We start from the raw sequence: 15,040 nt of genomic DNA, 5'->3' as shown, positions 1-15,040 counted from the left end.
AAGGATGCAGGTGGCATGCTGATCTGCATCCCCGCGGTGCTTGATAAGGCTGATGTGGCGGACTTCCGCCGCATCATGGATGAGAGTGCGTGGGAGGATGGTCGTTCCACCGCTGGCGCGCAGTCCGCGTTGGTCAAGCGCAACGAGCAATTGCCGCCGGACAGCGAGGTCGCCCGCAAGCTCGGCCATCGCGTGCTGTCGGCGCTGACGGCGAGCCCGAGATTCATCTCGGCGGCGATCCCGCTGCAGATCTTTCCGCCGCTGTTCAACCGCTACGCCGCCTCCGACGGACATCATTTCGGTGTCCATGTCGACAACGCGGTGCGGGGCGACACCCTGACCGGCTTGCGGATCCGGACCGACCTGTCGGTTACGTTGTTTTTGTCGGAACCCGACGAGTACGACGGCGGCGAACTGGTGGTCGAGGACCGCTATGGCTCCCAGGAAATCAAGCTCCCGGCCGGGGACATGGTTCTTTATCCTGCTTCTAGTTTGCATCTGGTGACGCCGGTCACACGAGGTATGCGTGTCGCATCTTTTTTCTGGCTGCAGAGCATGGTACGGGATGCTCACGCCCGCAGCCTGATCTTCGATCTCGATACCGCGATCCAGGCATTGGTAGAGCGACTTGGGCGGGATGACCCTGAAACGGTCAAATTGACCGGTATCTATCACAACCTAATCCGCTACTGGGCCGAAGTATGAATTCCATAATTGTTCGCACCACCGTTGCCGTGATCGCCGCCCTGGCGATGCTTTCGTCGACCGTGCCTTCGTCGGCCCAGCAGAAGATGGCGCCTGCAGCGCCGCCCGCGCCTGTGGTTCAGCAAGCTCCGGCGGCGGGGCAGCAGCCCGCCGCGCCGGCCGCACAACCTCCGGCCGTTCAGGCTCCCGCGCCGTCGGCGGCCGCAGCGCCAAACGCCGCATCCCCGGCGGCAGAAGCCACCGCGGCGCCGGCCGAGCGTGACAAGCTGCTGAAGGCCGCCGCTGCGGAGCTCCGCGAATTGTCGCCGTGGTCCATGTTCAAGTCGGCGGACGTGCTGGTCAAGGCGGTCATGATCGGTCTCGCCTTTGCCTCGCTGCTGACCTGGACCATCTTCATCGCCAAGATGATCGAGATGACCGTCATCCAGCGCAAGCTGCGCAACGCGCTTAACAAGATCAGCGACGCCCGCTCGCTTGCGGAAGCGCAATTCGCGCTGGGCGCGAAGGGTAGCGTGCTGTCGTCGTTGCTCGCGGCCGCGATGCGCGAAGCGCGCCTGTCGGCGGGTATCTCGAGCGACGCCGGCATCAAGGAGCGCGCGGCGTCGAGCTTCGCCGAGATCGTGCGCGCCGAGGCGCGGCGGATCCGGCTCGGCATGGGCCTGCTCGCCACCATCGGCGCAACGTCGCCCTTCGTCGGACTGTTTGGCACGGTCTGGGGCATCATGAACAGCTTCATCGGCATCTCGAAATCGCAGACGACGAATCTGGCCGTGGTGGCGCCCGGTATCGCCGAAGCGCTGCTGGCGACCGCGATCGGTCTGGTCGCCGCGATCCCCGCCGTCATCATCTACAATCACTTTTCGCGCGTGACCAAGGGCTACCTGGAACTGGTCGGCCGCGCGTCGGGCGCCGCGGGACGGCTGCTGTCGCGCGATCTCGATCGCACCCATGTCGGCGGTTCGCATTCCCGCACGGCAGCGGAGTAGGCGATGGGCGCTTCAATCGCAGACAGCGACGACGACGACAGCGATTTTGCGGAATCGCACGAGATCAACGTCACGCCGTTCATCGACGTCATGCTCGTCCTCCTGATCATCTTCATGGTGGCGGCGCCGCTCTCGACCGTCGATCTTCCGATCGATCTGCCGACATCGACCGCGACCCCGCAGAAGAAGCCGGACAAGCCGACTTACGTGAGCATCAAGCCGGATCTGGCGGTTGCGATCGGCGAGAACCTGGTCAAGCGGGTCGACCTGGTGCGCTCGCTCGACGCGATGCCGGATATGAGCAAGGATAAATATGTGTTCCTGCGCGCCGACCGCGCGGTGCCCTATGGCGAGTTGATGGACGTGCTGGAGATCCTGCGCGCCGGCGGTTATTCCAAGCTCAAGCTGGTGACACTCGAAGGCGTTCCGGATGCGGCGGCCTTGCCGGCAGCGCCGGCCGAATCGAAGCCTTGATTCTTTATTTTTGACGCGTTTTCTTCACGCGAACCGGTACCCACTTCGCTTGAAAACGCTACGGGTAACTGATGACTGACCTTGACGAACAAACGACGTCCCGGCGGCTCTGGATTTTCGCAGGCGTCTGCGCGCTCGCGCTTCACATCGGCGGCGCGGCGCTGGCGATCTCGCATCTGCAGACCGAAGAGGCGGACGACGCGCTTGGCGCGCAGGCGATCGAGATCGGGCTCGAAATGGCCTCGGTCCATCGCGAGGTGACCGATCTGCCGCCAGGCCCCGATACGGATGCGTCGACGGCGTCACCTCAGCTCGCCGAGCAGAAGGCCGAGGTCAAGGAAACCGAGCTGCCGCAGGACAAGCCAACCGAACCCGAAGAAGCGGACCGGGTGGTGACGGAGACCGAGTCGAAAAAACCCAAGGAAGACGATCCGAAGATCGCGGCGGTGCAGACCGCAGCCTCGACGGAGTCAGTCGCGTCAGAAGCAACCGCCACCCCCAGTTCCGAGGCGATCCCGGAGGGGCCGCGCTCGATCGCACCGGCCATCGGCAGCGGCGAGACGGCGCGCCGCGTGCGTGCGACCTGGCAGAAGGAACTGTCCGCCCATCTCGACAAGCACAAGAAATATCCAAAGTATCGCGCACAACAGGCCGCCGAAATCGCTGTTCGTTTCACGCTGGACCGGATGGGGCGCGTGCTTTCGGTCAGCATCGAAAAAGGATCCGGCGACGCCGCGTTCGACGAGGCCGCACTCTCAATGGTGCGGCGCTCCGATCCCGTGCCCGCGCCGCCGCCATTGATCGCGGACGAGGGGTTGAGCTTTACCGTGCCGGTGATCTTCCGCGTCAAATCGAAGAAGGGCTGAGCGGGGCCTACGACGCCGGCTCCGTTCGGAGCGCGCGCACCGCGGCTCTGATCATCGCGACGATTTCGAGCTTGGCGTCGCCGTCCTCAGGTTGACGCCACGCGCTCTGGATTGCGACGACCACCTGCTCGGCCGGATTGACGACGATGATCTGGCCATAGTCGCCATTCGCCGAAAAGACACCGTTGCTGACGCCGCCCGGCAAGGGCGGCATCGCCCACCAGTGGTAGCCGTATCCCAACGGCGAACCGGGCATGAGCCGACCGAAGCCGGTGGGGGCGCTGTCGGGCTGTCCGGCGAGATCGCGCCAGCCGGGCGGAAGGACCCGCTGCCCATTGAAGGCTTCGCCATCCTCCAGCACCAGCTGGCCGAAGCGGCCGAAGTCGCTCAGGCGTGCGCTGACGCCAAACCCGGCGAGCTCCAGGCCGCCTTCAGAGTCAAGTTGCCAATACCCATCGGCCTCCATGCCGGCAGGTCCCCAGATCTTCTCAGCGCAGTAGTCGGCCAGGGGCCGGGCTGTTGCGGCCGCGACCAACGCGCCAATCAGGTAACTCTCGCCGGTCGAATAGTTGAAGACTGTGCCCTGCGGCTGTGCGCGCGGCAGTTTGCACAGGAGGTCGAGGACGGAGCCTGGCCGCCGTCTCACCATGGCCTTGACCAGGCGAGTGCAGTCTGACCGTCCGTCTGCATCGTCGTGCTCGCGCCAGGCCACACCGGAGCACATCCGAAGGAGGTTACGAATCGTGACGCCCTCGTAAGCCGAGCCGCGCAGCCGCGGCAGGTATTGCTCGCAGCGATCGTCAAGGCTGCCGATCGCGCCATCGTGGAGCGCCGCCCCGGCGAGCGTCGCGGTGATCGACTTCGCGGTCGACATGCTGACCCACCGGCTCTCCGGGCCGTTGCCCATGCCGTAGCATTCCAGCGCAATCTCGCCATGCTTCAGGATCAGCAGCCCGGCCATGCGGCGGCGGGCCATGTGGTCGCTGAGGCCGAGGCGCACCCCGCCCACCTCAAAGCTCAGGTCCGCGAGCGAATGGGCGTGCGGTGGGAGCGGCCGTACCGCGTCGCCGCGCCGGATGACGCGCACCGGCCAGACCTGGTCCTGGTTGCGGAAGGTCGGCGGCTGGTTTTCGGATGTCGTGTTCCAGTGGTTCGGAGCCGCCCGCTCCGGGGCGGCGTCATCAGCGGCATTCGTCGGTGCAGGATTGGCCATGACTACGCCCTCGTTCGTTGAGACGACGGCCAAATCGCCCGGGAACGGCGCGTTTGCAAAGCAAATCAAGTTGGTTTGACCTGGCCTGGTCCCGCTGGCATGCTGACGGCCGACGATACGGAGACATAGCCCCGTCAGGGGATGTGCGAATGTCCGCCCAGGGGCAAACTGAGAAGTCCAGACCGGCGCGCGGGAAGTCGGGTATGCCTGCGGGACCGGACATCGTCGTGCCGTTCACCACGTCGCAAAAGTGCCATTAGCCGCTGTGAGCAATCGCAGCACAGCGGCCTCCCGAGCCGCCGCCGCTTCCACGCGGGTACCACCCGTCCTTGTGGAGGGGGTTCTCCTTTGATTTAGATCTGACCCGCTTGCTGGAGTACCTGGGCGAATGTCTTCATCGCCTGCAGCTGCTCTCGGTTTTCCTGTTCTTTGACCTTCACCTTGTTGCCGCCAGACGCCGCATCGAGCTCCTCGGAGGACAACTCGTGCAGTTCCAGAGCTTCGCTCTTAGCGTTGATTGCATTTCCAGTCATCGCATTTCCCCTTTGAATTAGCCGCCGCGATCATCCGCGCCGATGCGGCCATATCTGGCATCACCGCTCTCGTCGGTATGTGACGGCCATCACAAAATGTCTGATTTAACCGGGGCGCTCGCCTATAAGCTTGGGCGTGGCAGCGAAATCTTCCCGCTTATGTCGGCTTGGGTTCAGTCGCGTCACTTTGACTGCGTGCTGCGAACTTCCGCTCGTCAACAATCAGCGGGCATCACCGATCGTGTATGTCAGGTCCGACAAGTGCCACTTCCAGACGTCAAACCATGTCAGCGCCGCCCCGTCATCTTGCTCAATTCTTTCGATACGCGCTTCACAGCCTTCAGGCCGTCTGGATCGGCCGGAGCGAGTTGAGAGTGCATCTTGAAGTCAGCCAATGCCGCTTGCAGACTGCGTTTCTTCTCCCACGCAACGCCGCGGTTGTAATAGGCTTTGGCAATTTTCGGATCGAGCCGGATCGCCTCGTTGTAATCCGCAATGGCCCGGTCGAGGTCGCCCCTGTTGCCCCAGGCGCTGCCGCGGTTGACGTAGGCGCGCGCATATTTCGGATTTAGCTCGATCGCCTGGTTATAGTCCGCGACCGCCCGGTCGTATTTGCCCCCGGCGCCCCAGGCGCGGCCGCGGCCGTAGTGCGCTTCAGCATCTTTCGGATCGATCTCGATCGCCCGGTTGAAGTCCGCGATGGCCCGGTCGAGGTCACCCTTGGCCCCCAAGGCGCTGCCGCGGTTGGCGTAGGCGACCCCATATTTCGGATCGAGCTGGATCGCCTGGTTATAGTCCGCGATGGCCCGGTCGAAGTCGCCTTTGTGGAACCAAATGTTGCCGCGGTTGCTGTACGCAGCCGGATACGTCGGATCGATCCGCATCGACTCGTTGTAGTCAGCCACTGCGCGGTTGACGTCACCCTGTGCCTGGTACGCCCCGCCGCGACGCGTATGCAGCCGCGCGAGGTTTCGCCCGGTGTATTGGTGCGAATCGATGGCGCGCGAGCACTCTGTGACCGCGAGGTCATCTGACAGTTTTATGCAGAAATCCAACTCGTCTGCGGCTGCCACTCTCGGCAACCCGGCGAGAACCACCACGGCCATGCATGCTAGCAACCGGTATGTTGAGAAGCGCATCTGCATCGCACGTGGTCTCCGCACGTTGGTCGGAGCAGCCGGAACAACCGACCGCCATTCTCCGGACGTTCATTTGTCCCTTAGTCGGGGTCGCAGAACAAATGGTTCATCAGCGATGATTGGACGCTCGGTTTCCGCGTCGGGTCAATCGCGGCGGTTTGTCGATTGACCGGCATCTTCCGGTCCACCCCAGTCAGCAGACATCGTGAGAGCCGACCGTCAAGTCTCAAATGTGCCGGATCCGGAAGTTGCGCGCTCTTCACTGAAAGAACAAGAAACCCCGCGTCGCATTATCGCAGCATAAACTTTTGCGGCATTATAAGGAGACGGCAACCTAGAATGGTCGTGGTCATGCGCCTCCATATTTTATTAATCGGCATACTTCTGGCTTGCGTCGTGCCGGCAAAAGCCGAACCAACGTCCATTCACTGCGACGGCAAATTCTATCTGCAGCAGCAACCTTACTTCGTAACCTACGACCTTGAGACAAACTACGTCGTATGGGAACGCGCTGGTGGCAACATAGTTACGGGTGAAATCATTGCGACGAGTGGTGCGCAGCTGGAGCTTAGCCTGAGGGCCAATGGCGGACGTATCCTGCTTTTCTTCAACCGCGAGCGCAAAGAGATAACGTGGCCGGGAATGCCTGCCGGTGAACTGGGAAGACCTTATTTGCGACACCCCTGCACGGAGGTGACTGGCAGAACAATGCTATCGTCATTTTGGCAATCCGAGCCATTCGACCCGAAACGTAGAGATGCCGTAGATGCATTTTCGCTCACTTGCCAAGGCGATACCGGTTTATTTTTCATAACTTTCGATCGCGTCACGAAAAGCGTAGTTGTCGAAGCCGAAGGTGGCTCTAGCAGTTTTGCGGGCAATATCACGGGCATCGACGATGGTGTCATCAAGTTTACATATGGAATGAGCCGGTCAAATGTTGCGCGGTGGGACGAGCGAAACCAATCCCTGATGTTTATCGATTTTCCCGACGATCCGGCAAGGTCGCCCAGGATCAAGCGGTGCAACGTGACAAAGCCGCGATCAATTTTGGAGTTCTACAAGGCATGGGTGCGTTCGGGTAAGTGAGAAAGTATCTATTGGCTGCCTCCTTTGGGTCATTCGCGTCGCTTCCGGCCTACCGGTCGAAATCCGCTCGGCGAGAACCATCGGACACGCGCCGCACCATTCGCAGACTGTAGTCGATCCTCTTTAGTTTGAGATCCGCCCGACCGAGCTTGCTGCGTCGCTTCGCGAGCAAGCGCTATTTTGCGGCCCAGGTGCGACAAATCAACCCGACGGGCAAATCAATTCTGAGTATCAGAAATCGTGTCAAGTAGAAAATTTCTGTAAATCAAAAATATTTCTGTTGTCGGCCGACCCAAATCAGTGCGCATCTATCGCCATCCCGTCCTGGTCAGAAGGGCGTCGGCCGTCGTCACGGACGTTGGGCGGGTTGCGATGGACGCTTGTTTGCGCTGAGACGACGGCGTGGACTAAGCGTACGGCAAAACCGTGTGGTCCTGGCGCCCGTTGCTGGCGTCAAGCCGTCGGCTAAGCGCAAGCTGAACCGGCGGTGACGGAGTCAACCAAGAACTCGTCTCCGGGGAGAGCACGGCATAAGCCGTAAAGCCATTGCGCAGGGAAGGCCGGGTGTTCTCCGCTGGACCTGTATGCTCGTGTGCACCTTGTTTTGTGCAAACCGCACGCGAGACCGCGGGTGCAGCGCGCACCCGGTCTTCCCTGCGCCCTCTGTCTTCGAGGGCAAGGAATTTCTGGCAAAGCTCGGGCGCAATGCGTCGCGAGATCGCGAAGTCGCGTTTGGATGATGGTGCAATGACAAACACCGCTGTCGTCCCGGCCTTGAGCCGGGACCCATAACCACAGGAAGAAGTTTTGCGGATGGTCTCTGCTACCGAGCCTTCACCGAGAGATCACGCGGTATGGGTCCCCCGATGCGCAATTGCGCATCTGAGTTCGCCGGGACGACGATAGGGCGGGCTGTATGAAAACTGAATCAGAACATCTCGCGACGGATCCTGTTTCGCGTCGTCGCGAGGGAAGGGGCCAACCGATCGCCCAACAAAAATGCCGGCGATCGCTCGCCGGCATTTTGCACTTGGGACGATCCGCCGGATCAGGTCTTCTTCAGCATCGGGCAGACGCTCTTGTCGAGTGGAATGAAGGCTTCCTCGGCCGGGATGGTGGCGACGAGGTTGTAATAGTCCCACGGATATTTCGAATCCGCCGGCTTCTTCACCTCGAACAGATAGGCCGGATGGATCTTGCGTCCATCGGCACGGACCGTGCCCTTGCCAAACAGGTCGTCGTCGGTCGGCATTTCCTTCATCTTGGCGACCACCGCGCGGCCGTCATGCGGGTTGCCGCCGAGCGCTTCCAGTGCCTTGAAGTAATGGATCAGCGAGGAATAGACGCCGGCCTGCACCATGGTGGGCGGGCCCTTCTTGTGCTTTTCATTGAAGCGCTTGGTGAACGCGCGGGTCTTGTCGTTGGCGTCCCAATAGAACGTCTCGGTGAAGTTCAGGCCCTGCGCGACCTTCAGCCCGAGCGCATGAACGTCGGTGATGAACATCAGCATGCCCGCGAGCTTCTGCCCGCCGGAGACGATGCCGAACTCCGCCGCCTGCTTGATCGAGTTGGTGGTGTCGCCGCCGGCATTGGCAAGGCCGATGATCTTCGCCTTCGAGCTCTGCGCCTGCAGCAGGAAAGAGGAGAAGTCGGCATTGTTGAGCGGATGCTTGACGCCGCCGAGCACCTTGCCGCCATTGGCGGTGACGACCGCCGCCGTATCGCGTTCGAGCGCGTGACCGAAGGCGTAGTCCGCCGTCAGGAAGAACCAGCTGTCGCCGCCCGACTTGACCAGCGCCTTGCCGGTGCCGTTGGCCAGCATCCAGGTGTCGTAGACCCAGTGAATCGTGTTCGGCGAGCATTGCGCGCCGGTCAGGTCCGACGACGCCGAACCGGAGTTCAAATTGACGACGTTCTTGTCCTTGGCAAGGTTTGAGATCGCAAGGCCAACGCCGGAGCTGGCGAGATCGACGAACACGTCGACCTTCTCGACGTCGATCCACTGCTTGCCGATGTTGACGCCGACATCAGGCTTGTTCTGGTGATCCGCCGAGATCAGTTCGATCTTCCAGCCTTTCGCCAGCAAACCGGAATCATCGATCGCCATCTGCGCGGCGACGCTGGAGCCGGGGCCGCCGATGTCGGCGTACAGGCCTGATTGATCGCCGAGGCTTCCGACCTTGACGACCTTGTCGAGCGTTTGCGCAAACGCTCCCCCTGCAAATACCAGGCTCGTGGTCATCACCAAGGCTGCAATGGATCGCTTCATTTCCCCTCCAGGGATATTCTTGAATGTTTGCAAATTCACAGAGCCATTATGCCCGGCATCGTGTTCGCCGCCTAGCTGCTGCAATGAATTGTGCCTGCAGGGAATATTCCATGCCGCGGTGAATTCGGCGCACGCGCCGGCGCTGCATGCCACTGAAACGCGAAAATGTCGCGAAGACGTATCGCGTCGATCAGCGCGGATTCAAATCATTCCGCCCTGGAATAGAAAGCCGCAACTCGGAGGCATCGTACGGCAGCGAAGATCACCGTCATCCCGGCAATCGCGCGTTAGGCCTGCAACCGTATGCAGCGCCACGGTCAGCTCTCTTTCCCCCATGCCGCATTCTGCCCGATTGGCGTCAGGTACGGAGCGTCTCCGCGCATTGCGACGAGGCCAAGCTCGATCAGCTTCGCCAAATGATCCTTGTTGAACGATCGCCTTCCGGCAATGTCCCGCAACGTCCATCTGAGATCGACCGCGTCGATCCCGAACTGTGCAAGCGGATCTGCGTCGTTGCTCATTTCGCTTTCTTGCGCGAGGGTCGGGCTATCGCCAGTAATAGCGGATGCCGACATAGACGACGACAAGGCACGCAAAGATCAGCGCCACCGGAAGCCGCGGTTTTGCCTGTGGTCCTGATGCGGCGACCTTTGGCTTGGCAGGCGGCCTGCGAAAGGCGGTGACGTTGCCGGTGTCGGCGGCGGGATCGCTGGATCGCGCGGGGATTTCCGGTGCGGTTCCGGCGCCGCCCATCTCCGCATAATAGCTCTTGTACATGAGCTGGATGGTAGCCTCGGAAGCATCCGCATCCGTCATCTTCTCAAGCAGCTGCTTGTAGCTGACGAGAAAACCTTGCGCCTCGGCGGGCAGGGCGGAAGCGCCATTAAGCTTGGCGAGCATTCTCCAGGTAGCAAAATCCGCCCTCGCGCGGGTGTCGGCGCGTCGTGCGATCAACATATCGGCGGCTTTGATCACCATGGCTCCAAGCCAACTCCTCCTTGTCCGGCGTTCTCTATCTCAGGTTTAAGCGTTGCCCGTGATAAAGAGAAGCGCGCGGATCACATAGCCGGTCAGTGTCCGCAGTATTGCCGAAATAACATCAAGATTTAGGCCGAGCTGGCTGCCCAGGATCGGCAGCAGGATCAGCAGGCCGATCAGGATCAGCATGCCATAGGGTTCCAGCCGCGACAGCGGGTAAGCCAGCACCCGCGGCAGTAGCCCCACCGCGACCCTTCCGCCATCCAGCGGCGGGATCGGCAGCATGTTGAAGATCGCCAGCACGATGTTGATCAGGAACGCATTTTTGAGGTTGTCCGCGGTCCATTGCGCCGCATTCGCGGGCACCAGGGGCATGATATGGAAGGCAAGGGCCACCAACACGGCCAGGACGATGTTGGTGGCCGGGCCCGCCAGCGCCACCCAGACCATGTCGAGCCGGGGATGGTTCAAATTGCGGAAATTCACCGGCACGGGCTTGGCGTAGCCGAACAGGAACGGCGAATGCGAAAGCAGCAGCAATCCGGGGAGAATGACGGTCCCGAACGGGTCGATATGCTTGAAGGGGTTGAGGCTGACCCGGCCGAGTTGCCAGGCCGTGTTGTCGCCGAGGCGATAGGCGGCAAAGGCGTGGGCGGCCTCATGCAGGGTGATGGCGAGCAGGACCGGCAGTACCCAGACCGATACGGCGTACAATGAGATGTTCAATCGATCGGCCCCGATTCACGCGCTGTGCTGGGCTCAGCCTAGCACGTCGGCGTCACTGGGGAACCGTCTCCTGGTATTGCGGTAGGCCGTCGTCGAGCCGTACCCAATCGATCTTTTCCGAGACCCAGATGTGCTCGGTCGGCGCAAAGGTGTTGCGGTCGTCGAAGGCGGCAAGCGCGACGCCGACCACCGTGCCGTTGGTCCGCCGGGAAAACAGCCGGGTGCCGCAGGCCTTGCAGAACATCCGGTCGAGTGCGTCCGAGGATAAATAACCCGCCGTGTCGCCCTCGACCGTCAGCGCGCGCTGGTCGAACAGCGCGCGGGCAAAGAACGGCGATCCCATCGACTTCTGGCAGTTGCGGCAATGGCAGATCCGGATATTGACCGGCTCGCCGTCGGTCTTGAACCGGACCGCGCCGCACAGGCATCCGCCTTCCCGGATCGTGCCCATTTCAATACGTCGCCCGGCCGCCGGAGATGTCGAACACGGCGCCGGTCGAGAACGCGCAGTCTTCCGATGCCAGCCAGGCCACCATGGCGGCGAGTTCTTCCACCAGCACGAAACGGGCCTTCGGAATTTTCGACAGCATGAAGTCGATGTGCTGCTGCGTCAGCTGGTCGAAGATCGCGGTTTTCGCCGCTGCCGGCGTCACGGCGTTGACCAGGATGTCGTGCGCCGCCAGTTCCTTGCCGAGCGATTTCGTCAGCGCGATCAGGCCGGCCTTGGACGCCGAATAATGCGCGGCGTTGGGATTGCCTTCCTTGCCGGCAATCGAGGCGATGTTGATGATGCGGCCGTATTTGTTGGCGAGCATCGCCGGCACCACGGCCTTGCAGCAGATGAAGGGGCCGTCGAGATTGATGCGCATCACCTTGCGCCATTCGTCGAGGTCGGTTTCCCACACCGTCTTGTTGATACCGGCGATGCCGGCATTGTTGACCAGGATGTCGATCTTGCCGAACGCCTTCAGCGTCGCATCGCGGGAGTCTTCGACGGCGGCGAGGTCGGAGACGTCGACCTTGAACGCGGTGACATTCTCGCCGATCTCCTTCGCGGTTTTTTCCGCAAACGGCAGGTCATGGTCCCAGATCGCCACCTTGGCGCCGGACGCCACAAAGCGTTCGGCGATCGCGCGCCCAAAACCCTGCGCGCCACCGGTAACGATCGCGCAGCGGCCGTTCAGATCGATCTTGTTCATGCTGGAATCCCTTGATCGCGTGGCCGTTAGAGCATGTAGCCGCCATCGACGACGAGGTCGACGCCGGTGGTGAATGCGCTTTCGTCGCTCCCAAGATAGATCGCCATGGCCGCGATTTCCTGTGCGGTACCCAGTCGGCCCATCTTCTGGCGGGCAACGAACTTCTCGCGTCCATCCGGGCCAGCGGCGGCCGCGCGATCGAGCATCGAAGGCGTCTCCACGGTGCCGGGGCAGATGCTGTTGCAACGGATGCCCTGATTGATGAAGTCGAGCGCTACCGCGCGCGTGAGCAGCGAAACCGCCGCCTTGGACGCACTATAGACATAACGGTTGGCCGGTGGCCGGAGCGCCGCGCAGGACGAGATGTTGACGATGCTGCCGCCGCCGCCTGCGATCATGGCTGGCAAAAACGCCTTGATGGTCCGGTGCATCGATTTGACGTTGAGGTCGAACGAGAAATCCCAATCTTCTTCGGAACACTCCATGATGGTTCCGTGGTGCACGAAGCCCGCCGCATTGAGCAGGATGTCGATCTTTCCAACGCGCCTGGCGAAGGCGTCGACGTCGGCGGTGCTGCGAACGTCGAGCCGAGCCGTCTCGGCGACGCCTTCCTTGCCCAGGGTGGCGATGCCGCTTTCATTGATGTCGGTGGCGATGACAGTGGCGCCTTCACGCGCAAATGCTATTGCGCAAGCACGCCCGATGCCCGCCGCTGCGGCGGTGACGACAGCGCGCTTTCCCTTCAGTCGATCAGACATCTTCTTCTTCCTTTGAACCTTAGCGAATTATCTTCGGTGTCATACGCGGGCTTGACCCGCGTATCCATCTTCTCAAGAGCGATGGATTGCCGGGTCGAGCCCGGCAATGACATCGTGGCTCAATGATTATCCCGCGCCACGCCGACCGTGCCGGCGATGTCCTGATAGCGCGTGGCGAGTTCCATGCAGGCGCCGGTGGCCTGCTGGCCGACGGTCGAGCGATAGAGTTCCTGCCACGGCGTCTGGTGCGCCGGGTATTTGAAGCCGCCGCCCGCCTTGAGGTCGGCGTGACGCTGCTTCAGTTCCGCATCCGAAATGAGGATGTTCGCTGAGCCCTTGTTGAGGTCGATGCGGACCTTGTCGCCGGTCTTCAAGATCGCGAGTCCGCCACTGGCGGCGGCTTCCGGCGAGGCATTAAGGATCGATGGCGAGCCCGAGGTGCCGGATTGCCGGCCGTCGCCGATGCAGGGCAGGGCCAGGATGCCGCGTTTGATCAGCGCCGCCGGCGGCTGCATGTTCACGACTTCGGCGCCGCCGGGATAACCGATCGGGCCGGCGCCGCGGATGAACAGCACGCAGTGCTCGTCGATATTGAGCGAGGGATCGTCGATCCGGTCGTGATAGTCCTCCGGGCCCTCGAACACGATGGCGCGGCCCTCGAATGCGTTCAGGTCCTTGGCGTTGCTGAGATAGCGGTCGCGGAATTCCTTGGAGATCACGCTGGTCTTCATGATCGCGGAATCGAACAGATTGCCGCGCAACACCAGGAAGCCGGCCTCCTTGACCAGCGGCTTGTCGTAGCTCCAGATCACGTCGCCGTCGGGTTTTGTCGCCTCGCGGCAATTCTCGCCCATGGTGCGGCCGTTGACCGTTTTGACGGCTTCATGGATTTTCTTGTGCGCCATCAATTCGCGAACCACCGTCGGCACTCCGCCAGCGCGGTGAAATTCCTCGCCAAGATAGAAGCCGGCCGGCTGCAGGTTCACCAGCATCGGGATTTCGTGGCCGTGTTTCTGCCAGTCATCGATCGAGAGCTCGACGCCGATGTGGCGCGCCAGCGCGTTGATGTGGATCGGCGCGTTGGTCGAGCCGCCGATCGCCGAGTTCACCACGATGCAGTTCTCGAACGCCTCACGGGTCAGGATGTCGGACGGTTTGAGGTCCTCCCAGACCATCTCGACGATCCGCTTTCCGGTCTCGTAGGCGATCTGGCCGCGCTCGCGGTAGGGAGCGGGAATCGCCGCGCAGCCCGGCAGCGACATGCCGAGCGCCTCGGCCAGCGAGTTCATGGTCGAGGCCGTGCCCATGGTGTTGCAATGGCCGACCGACGGCGCGGAGGAGGACACTATCTCGATGAATTCGTTGTAGTCGATCTCGCCGGCGGCAAGCCGTTCGCGTTGCTTCCAGACGATGGTGCCGGATCCGGTGCGCTCACCGTTGAACCAGCCGTTCAGCATCGGGCCGCCCGACAGCACGATAGCGGGCAGATTGACGGTCGCTGCCGCCATCAGGCAGGCCGGGGTGGTCTTGTCGCAGCCGGTGGTCAGCACCACGCCATCGAGCGGGTAGCCGAACAGGATTTCAACCAACCCGAGATAGGCGAGGTTGCGGTCGAGCGCCGCGGTCGGGCGCTTGCCGGTTTCCTGGATCGGATGTACCGGGAATTCCATCGCAATGCCGCCGGCCATACGGATGCCCTCGCGCACCCGGTGCGCCAGTTCGAGATGGTGGCGGTTGCAGGGCGACAGATCATTACCGGTCTGCGCGATGCCGATGATCGGCTTGCCGGACTGCAATTCCTCGCGGGTCAGGCCGTAATTCAGATAGCGCTCCAGATAGAGCGCGGTCATCCCCGGATTGTGCGGGTTGTTAAACCACTCAAGGGAGCGAAGCTTCCGTCCCTTGCCATTGCTGGCACCATTATTGTCATTTTTTTTCATTGGTTCCTCCCGCACTGCAAACTGCTTAGGGCGGCTCAAATCACGGCAGCGGTTTCCACCATGCTCAAAATTTCATCCGCTGCAAACGCGGCCGCGCATCCAATTCCTGACTCTCTTGTTCGATCCTAGTTCGCGCCAAAAGACAGCGCTACCATTTTCTGTGCA

Annotated in this window: 16 protein-coding genes; 5 read left to right on the top strand and 11 right to left on the bottom strand. The window is 61.9% G+C overall.

The features are described from left to right. Positions 1–15: 15 nt before the first annotated feature. From JQ611_RS03655 to JQ611_RS03640, 4 genes are all read left to right on the top strand, one after another. Positions 16–705, top strand: a complete 690-nt coding sequence (locus tag JQ611_RS03655; RefSeq protein ID WP_212268803.1) for a Fe2+-dependent dioxygenase — start codon at positions 16–18, stop codon at positions 703–705. Further along, positions 702–1,691, top strand: coding sequence for a tonB-system energizer ExbB (exbB, locus tag JQ611_RS03650; RefSeq protein WP_249132881.1), 990 nt, complete (start codon positions 702–704; stop codon positions 1,689–1,691). Before JQ611_RS03655 ends, exbB begins: the two co-directional genes overlap by 4 nt. A gap of 3 nt (positions 1,692–1,694) precedes the next feature. Further along, a complete protein-coding gene (exbD, locus tag JQ611_RS03645; RefSeq protein WP_212464534.1) occupies positions 1,695–2,165 on the top strand; it encodes a TonB system transport protein ExbD in 471 nt (156 codons plus the stop codon). A gap of 71 nt (positions 2,166–2,236) precedes the next feature. Further along, on the top strand, positions 2,237–3,031 hold the full coding sequence (locus JQ611_RS03640) for an energy transducer TonB (RefSeq protein ID WP_212464533.1): 795 nt from the start codon (positions 2,237–2,239) through the stop codon (positions 3,029–3,031). A gap of 7 nt (positions 3,032–3,038) precedes the next feature. On the opposite strand, the gene JQ611_RS03635 is transcribed toward JQ611_RS03640, so the two are convergent. The 3 genes from JQ611_RS03635 to JQ611_RS03625 all read right to left on the bottom strand — a co-directional run bounded on the left by JQ611_RS03635 (position 3,039) and on the right by JQ611_RS03625 (position 5,922). Continuing rightward, complete coding sequence (locus JQ611_RS03635; RefSeq protein WP_212464532.1) at positions 3,039–4,244, bottom strand: serine hydrolase; 1,206 nt, start codon at positions 4,242–4,244, stop codon at positions 3,039–3,041. 353 nt (positions 4,245–4,597) lie between these two features. Continuing rightward, the gene (locus tag JQ611_RS03630; protein ID WP_212268799.1) at positions 4,598–4,777 is read right to left on the bottom strand and encodes a hypothetical protein; all 180 of its coding nucleotides are present in this window, start codon (positions 4,775–4,777) and stop codon (positions 4,598–4,600) included. Positions 4,778–5,064: 287 nt separating this feature from the next. After that, positions 5,065–5,922, bottom strand: coding sequence for a tetratricopeptide repeat protein (locus JQ611_RS03625; protein WP_212464531.1), 858 nt, complete (start codon positions 5,920–5,922; stop codon positions 5,065–5,067). A 333-nt stretch (positions 5,923–6,255) separates the two neighbouring features. Here JQ611_RS03625 and JQ611_RS03620 point away from each other — a divergent pair, with 333 nt between their 5' ends. Continuing rightward, positions 6,256–7,005, top strand: a complete 750-nt coding sequence (locus JQ611_RS03620; protein WP_212464530.1) for a hypothetical protein — start codon at positions 6,256–6,258, stop codon at positions 7,003–7,005. A 1,048-nt stretch (positions 7,006–8,053) separates the two neighbouring features. On the opposite strand, the gene JQ611_RS03615 is transcribed toward JQ611_RS03620, so the two are convergent. The 8 genes from JQ611_RS03615 to JQ611_RS03580 all read right to left on the bottom strand — a co-directional run bounded on the left by JQ611_RS03615 (position 8,054) and on the right by JQ611_RS03580 (position 14,875). After that, on the bottom strand, positions 8,054–9,274 hold the full coding sequence (locus JQ611_RS03615) for an ABC transporter substrate-binding protein (RefSeq protein WP_212388798.1): 1,221 nt from the start codon (positions 9,272–9,274) through the stop codon (positions 8,054–8,056). Positions 9,275–9,591: 317 nt separating this feature from the next. Continuing rightward, positions 9,592–9,795 (bottom strand): hypothetical protein, encoded by a 204-nt coding sequence (locus tag JQ611_RS03610; protein ID WP_212270317.1) that lies wholly within the window; start codon positions 9,793–9,795, stop codon positions 9,592–9,594. Positions 9,796–9,820: 25 nt separating this feature from the next. Beyond that, positions 9,821–10,249: a hypothetical protein gene (locus JQ611_RS03605; protein WP_312010971.1), complete on the bottom strand. Its 429-nt coding sequence runs from the start codon at positions 10,247–10,249 to the stop codon at positions 9,821–9,823. A 48-nt stretch (positions 10,250–10,297) separates the two neighbouring features. Beyond that, positions 10,298–10,978, bottom strand: a complete 681-nt coding sequence (locus JQ611_RS03600) for a site-2 protease family protein (protein ID WP_212270316.1) — start codon at positions 10,976–10,978, stop codon at positions 10,298–10,300. Between the two features lie 52 nt (positions 10,979–11,030). After that, on the bottom strand, positions 11,031–11,429 hold the full coding sequence (locus JQ611_RS03595) for a GFA family protein (RefSeq protein ID WP_212388796.1): 399 nt from the start codon (positions 11,427–11,429) through the stop codon (positions 11,031–11,033). A 1-nt stretch (position 11,430) separates the two neighbouring features. After that, on the bottom strand, positions 11,431–12,177 hold the full coding sequence (locus JQ611_RS03590; protein WP_212388794.1) for an SDR family NAD(P)-dependent oxidoreductase: 747 nt from the start codon (positions 12,175–12,177) through the stop codon (positions 11,431–11,433). 26 nt (positions 12,178–12,203) lie between these two features. Further along, positions 12,204–12,935, bottom strand: coding sequence for an SDR family oxidoreductase (locus JQ611_RS03585; protein WP_212464529.1), 732 nt, complete (start codon positions 12,933–12,935; stop codon positions 12,204–12,206). 119 nt (positions 12,936–13,054) lie between these two features. Continuing rightward, positions 13,055–14,875, bottom strand: a complete 1,821-nt coding sequence (locus JQ611_RS03580; protein WP_212464528.1) for an IlvD/Edd family dehydratase — start codon at positions 14,873–14,875, stop codon at positions 13,055–13,057. Between the last annotated feature and the right edge of the window lie 165 nt (positions 14,876–15,040).

The organism is Bradyrhizobium sp. AUGA SZCCT0182 (assembly GCF_018130185.1).
Taxonomy (GTDB): Bacteria; Pseudomonadota; Alphaproteobacteria; order Rhizobiales; family Xanthobacteraceae; genus Bradyrhizobium.
Note: the sequence above shows the minus strand (reverse complement) of the source record. Positions and strands in the feature narration are given on the sequence as shown.

Bases quoted from the DNA above. Each gene is read 5' to 3' on its own strand.
- JQ611_RS03655 (WP_212268803.1), top strand. From the start codon at position 16: ATGCTGATCTGCATCCCCGCGGTGCTTGATAAGGCTGATGTGGCGGAC.
- exbB (WP_249132881.1), top strand. From the start codon at position 702: ATGAATTCCATAATTGTTCGCACCACCGTTGCCGTGATCGCCGCCCTG.
- exbD (WP_212464534.1), top strand. From the start codon at position 1,695: ATGGGCGCTTCAATCGCAGACAGCGACGACGACGACAGCGATTTTGCG.
- JQ611_RS03640 (WP_212464533.1), top strand. From the start codon at position 2,237: ATGACTGACCTTGACGAACAAACGACGTCCCGGCGGCTCTGGATTTTC.
- JQ611_RS03635 (WP_212464532.1), bottom strand. From the start codon at position 4,244: ATGGCCAATCCTGCACCGACGAATGCCGCTGATGACGCCGCCCCGGAG.
- JQ611_RS03630 (WP_212268799.1), bottom strand. From the start codon at position 4,777: ATGACTGGAAATGCAATCAACGCTAAGAGCGAAGCTCTGGAACTGCAC.
- JQ611_RS03625 (WP_212464531.1), bottom strand. From the start codon at position 5,922: ATGCAGATGCGCTTCTCAACATACCGGTTGCTAGCATGCATGGCCGTG.
- JQ611_RS03620 (WP_212464530.1), top strand. From the start codon at position 6,256: ATGGTCGTGGTCATGCGCCTCCATATTTTATTAATCGGCATACTTCTG.
- JQ611_RS03615 (WP_212388798.1), bottom strand. From the start codon at position 9,274: ATGAAGCGATCCATTGCAGCCTTGGTGATGACCACGAGCCTGGTATTT.
- JQ611_RS03610 (WP_212270317.1), bottom strand. From the start codon at position 9,795: ATGAGCAACGACGCAGATCCGCTTGCACAGTTCGGGATCGACGCGGTC.
- JQ611_RS03595 (WP_212388796.1), bottom strand. From the start codon at position 11,429: ATGGGCACGATCCGGGAAGGCGGATGCCTGTGCGGCGCGGTCCGGTTC.
- JQ611_RS03590 (WP_212388794.1), bottom strand. From the start codon at position 12,177: ATGAACAAGATCGATCTGAACGGCCGCTGCGCGATCGTTACCGGTGGC.
- JQ611_RS03585 (WP_212464529.1), bottom strand. From the start codon at position 12,935: ATGTCTGATCGACTGAAGGGAAAGCGCGCTGTCGTCACCGCCGCAGCG.
- JQ611_RS03580 (WP_212464528.1), bottom strand. From the start codon at position 14,875: ATGAAAAAAAATGACAATAATGGTGCCAGCAATGGCAAGGGACGGAAG.